Origin of the sequence: Aquitalea palustris (assembly GCF_003693445.1) — a bacterium.
Classification (GTDB): domain Bacteria; phylum Pseudomonadota; class Gammaproteobacteria; order Burkholderiales; family Chromobacteriaceae; genus Aquitalea; species Aquitalea palustris.
Genome location: NZ_RFAR01000045.1, coordinates 1 through 4203, shown reverse-complemented (window position 1 = coordinate 4203; position 4203 = coordinate 1). Strand labels below are relative to the sequence as shown.

At 58.3% G+C, this 4203-nt stretch carries 4 protein-coding genes; 2 read left to right on the top strand and 2 right to left on the bottom strand.

Annotation, left to right across the window (positions count from 1 at the left end; translation table 11 throughout):
* Window positions 1–767 (bottom strand): methyl-accepting chemotaxis protein (locus EAY64_RS11345; protein ID WP_103524878.1); only part of this gene is annotated, 767 nt, incomplete at its 3' end.
* Window positions 768–1012: 245 nt separating this feature from the next.
* Window positions 1013–1501, bottom strand: a complete 489-nt coding sequence (locus tag EAY64_RS11340; protein ID WP_059284521.1) for an Lrp/AsnC ligand binding domain-containing protein — start codon at window positions 1499–1501, stop codon at window positions 1013–1015.
* Window positions 1502–1637: 136 nt separating this feature from the next.
* Between EAY64_RS11340 and EAY64_RS11335 the strand changes: the two genes are divergently transcribed.
* Both EAY64_RS11335 and alr read left to right on the top strand, forming a co-directional pair.
* Window positions 1638–2948, top strand: coding sequence for a D-amino acid dehydrogenase (locus tag EAY64_RS11335; RefSeq protein WP_103524879.1), 1311 nt, complete (start codon window positions 1638–1640; stop codon window positions 2946–2948).
* Between the two features lie 4 nt (window positions 2949–2952).
* The gene (gene alr, locus EAY64_RS11330; protein WP_103524877.1) at window positions 2953–4020 is read left to right on the top strand and encodes an alanine racemase; all 1068 of its coding nucleotides are present in this window, start codon (window positions 2953–2955) and stop codon (window positions 4018–4020) included.
* Window positions 4021–4203: the final 183 nt, after the last annotated feature.

Here is a 4203-nt window from a genome sequence, read left to right as displayed (position 1 = left end):
GCCAGCAGATTGGTCTGATCGGCAATATCCTTGATCACACTGACGATCTGGCCAATGGTTTCCGATTGCTTGCCCAGCGATGTCAGATTGTCAGCGGTGTGGCTTACCAGCTCGCTCACTGACTTCATGGCCGTCGCGTTGTTCTGGATCATGTTCTTGCCATCCTGCGATCTTCGCAGCATTTCTTCTGATGAGTCCGAGGCAGAGGCGGTGCGCACGGCCACCATTTCTATGGTGGCACTCATGGCCTGCATATTGCCTGATAGTTCGCCTACCCGTTCTTCCAGAAAAGTACGCCGCTGGTCATTGGCATCACGCAGGTTCTGGGCTTCTATCTCGGCTGAAATATCCTGGAAACTGGCCATGAAACAGAGCAGCTTGTTGCTGTCCTGATTGTCCCAGATGGGAAATACCTTGGTCTTGAAGGTGACACTGCCTACCGGAATCAGTGCTTCATGGTGGGTGATACGGCGTGCGGCAATATCTTGCAGGATGTGGCGGATACGCTCCGGATCGCGGTGAAACTGGTGGATGCTGTGCTTGAAGGCATTGTTGACATCCACGCCGGCGCGGAATTTCTGGTTCATCATGCTGCGATGACTGGCCAGTACATCGCGCGCAGTGCGGTTCATGTAGAAGATGGTGTTGTCCGGCGTGGTGTCTGCCAGCATGATCAGATTGTCGACGTGGTCCAGCATTGCCGTGAACTGGTGCAGCTGTTGCTTGCTCTCTTGCTGGTCCTGCTTGGTGGTGCCAAATCCGAACATGATGCACTCCTGTCAGTGACTTGCCACTGCGAGATCATGCCTGCCACACGGTGCTGGCCATGGGCAGATCAAGCAGCTGGCTGATTGGATGTAAACAGTTTCAATTAAAGTGCCGTGATAAAAACGCACTAAATTAATCAGGTATAAGATGCTGCTTGATTGAAAATCAAGGTTGAATAGTGAAGGCCTCGTCACCGGTACAGGTTGGCAACGCTGCCTTGCCGCTTGGCAGGATGGGGAGGGCGTTATTCCGGCAGTGCCAGCATATGGGTTTCCTTCACTTCTTCCATCACCACATAACTGCGCGATTCGTTGGCATTGGGCAGTTGCAGCAGGATTTCCCCCAGCAGCTTGCGGTACATCGACATGTCGGGGATGCGTGCCTTGATCAGGTAGTCGTATTCGCCGGATACCAGGTGGCATTCGAGGATTTCCGGGATGTTCTGGATCTCGCGGCGGAAGGCATCGAAGATATTGCCCGACTTGGCCGATAGCTTGATCTCCACGAATACCAGCAGCGATGCGCCCATGGCATGGGGATTGAGCCGGGCGTAATAGCCCTCGATCACCCCGTCGCGTTCCAGCCGGCGCACTCTTTCCGTACAGGGGGTGGTGGACAGGCCGACTTTTTCCGCCAGCTCGGTCATGGCGATGCGGCCGTTTTTTTGCAGCCATTTCAATATCTTAAGATCAATCTTGTCCAGCTCGCGCTCGTGAGTATGTTTAACTTTCATGTTTTCACTGCCAATCTTGAATTTGAAAGAATTATTGATTGCCGATTTGTTTTATTTTGGTGAAAAAAACTGCATTGAAATAAATATACTACACAAAATCACTAAGCACATGATGCGTAGCACGGAGAAAGAGGAAATGAAGGTAATCGTACTGGGTGGCGGCGTGGTAGGTGTATCTACTGCATGGTATCTGGCCAAGGCCGGCGTTGAAGTCACGGTGCTGGAGCGCCAGGAAGGTGTTGCGCTGGAAACCAGCTTTGGCAATGCCGGCCAGATTTCCCCCGGCTATTCCGCCCCCTGGGCCGCGCCTGGCATCCCGGCCAAGGCCGTCAAGTGGATGTTCCAGCGTCACGCCCCTCTTGCCATCCAGCCGGATGGCAGCGTTTACCAGCTGCAGTGGATTGCCAAGATGCTGGCCAACTGCAACGAACAATCCTATGCCCTCAACAAAAGCCGCATGATGCGCCTGGCTGAATACAGCCGTGACATGATCAAGGACCTGCGTGCCGAAACCGGCCTGGACTATGAAGGTCGTCAGGGCGGCACCCTGCAGCTGTTCCGTTCGCAAGCCCAGGTGGAAGGCATGGCCAAGGACATCGCCGTGCTTAAGGAATGCGGCGTGGACTTCAATGTGCTGGACCCGGACGGCTGCGCCCGTGTCGAGCCGGCACTGGCCAAGGTCAAGCACAAGCTGACCGGCGGCCTGCAGCTGCCGAACGACGAAACCGGCGACTGCAACCTGTTTACCAGCCGTCTGGCCGAACTGGCCGCCGCCAAGGGCGTGAAATTCCGCTTCGGTGTCAACATCACCGCTATCGAAACCCATAATGGCCGCATCACCGGCGTGCGCGTCGGCGACGAAATGCTGACTGCCGACCACTACGTGGTGGCGCTGGGCAGCTATTCGCGCGATCTGCTGCAAAACCTGGGGATCGACATCCCGGTATACCCGGTCAAGGGCTATTCGCTGACCGTGCCGATCACCAATGCCGCCATGGCGCCGGTCTCCACCATCCTGGACGAAACCTACAAGGTGGCCATTACCCGCTTCAACGACCGTATCCGCGTGGGCGGCATGGCCGAGCTGGCTGGCTACAATCTGGACCTCAATCCGCGCCGTCGCGAAACCCTGGAAATGGTGGTGGGCGACCTCTACCCGGATGGCGGCGATATTCCGGCCGCTACCTTCTGGACCGGCCTGCGCCCGATGACCCCGGATGGTACCCCCATCATCGGCGGCACCCGCTTTGCCAACCTGTCGCTCAATACCGGCCACGGTACGCTGGGCTGGACGATGAGCGCAGGCTCCGGCAAGGTGCTGGCCGACCTCATCACCGGCACCCAGCCGGAAATCAGCGTGGATGGCCTGTCCATCCAGCGTTATGCCAAGCGCGGCGAAAAGCTGGTGGTGCCGATGCATACCCGTACCGCCGTAGCCGGAGCCTGAGCGCATGCGCCCGCTGATCGCCAGCATCCGCCTGGAAAACCTGCGGCATAACTACCTGCTGGCCAAGCAGATGGCCGGTGGCCCGACCCTGGCCGTAATCAAGGCCAATGCCTATGGCCACGGCGCGCTGCGCTGTGCCCAGGCATTGGCCGATGTGGCCGATGGCTTTGCCGTGGCCTGTCTGGAAGAGGCTGTCCAGCTGCGCGAAGGCGGGGTCAGCCTGCCCATCGTGCTGCTGGAAGGCGTGTTCGAAGCGGCCGAACTGGCCGCAGTGGAAGCGCATGATCTGTGGTGTGTGGTGCAAAGCCCGCAGCAACTGGACATGGTGCTGCAGGCCAATCCGGCCAAACCCTATACCGTGTGGCTGAAGATGGATTCCGGCATGCATCGCGCCGGTTTCTTCCCGCAGGATTACGCCGCCGCGCATTGCAAGCTGATGGCCAGCGGCAAGGTGAGCAAGATCGTCAAGATGAGCCACTTTGCCCGTGCCGACGAACCACAGCTGTCGGCCACCCATGCCCAGCTGGAAGCCTTTGATAGTGTCTGCCGCTATCTGCCGGGTGAGGAAAGCATTGCCAACTCGGCCGGCATCCTCTGCCATGAGCGCGCCCATCGCCAATGGAACCGTGCCGGCATCATGCTGTACGGTGCTTCGCCGCTACCTGCCGGTTTCGAGCAGGGCGCCGCACTCAAGCCCGTCATGCGGCTCACCTCCAGGGTATTTGGTGTGCGTGAACTGGCCGCTGGCGAGCCGGTCGGCTACGGTGCCAGCTTTGTGGCGGAACGTCCCACCCGCGTCGGCCTGATTGCCTGCGGCTATGCCGATGGCTACCCGCGCCTGGCTTCCACCGGCAGCCCGGTGGCGATTGATGGCGTGCGTTCGCGGGTAATTGGCCGGGTGTCGATGGACATGATGACGGTAGACCTGACCGACCTGCCGCAAGCCGGCATCGGCAGCGAAGTCGAGCTATGGGGCGACACCGTGCATATCAACGAAGTGGCGGCCCAGGCCGGTACCATCTCCTATGAAGTGCTGTGCAATGTGAAGCGTGCCCATTTCCAGTACCACTGAATTTCCTCGTGCTTTGTGTAGTACTTTGTCTCTCGCCCGGTGATGCCGGGCATTTTTTTGTCTGCTGCTTTCCGGCATCGCTCTCACAGGGAATGTTGCCTTGGGATGGACTGTGCTGTTTCAGGCTGAACACACTAGGCAAAAGCTCAGTAGAACTACGCATTCATGCCATTCCACCTTGTC

What these genes read in the sequence shown, in the direction of transcription:
- EAY64_RS11340 (WP_059284521.1), bottom strand. Translation starts at nt 1,501, where the DNA reads ATGAAAGTTAAACATACTCACGAGCGCGAGCTGGACAAGATTGATCTT.
- EAY64_RS11335 (WP_103524879.1), top strand. Translation starts at nt 1,638, where the DNA reads ATGAAGGTAATCGTACTGGGTGGCGGCGTGGTAGGTGTATCTACTGCA.
- alr (WP_103524877.1), top strand. Translation starts at nt 2,953, where the DNA reads ATGCGCCCGCTGATCGCCAGCATCCGCCTGGAAAACCTGCGGCATAAC.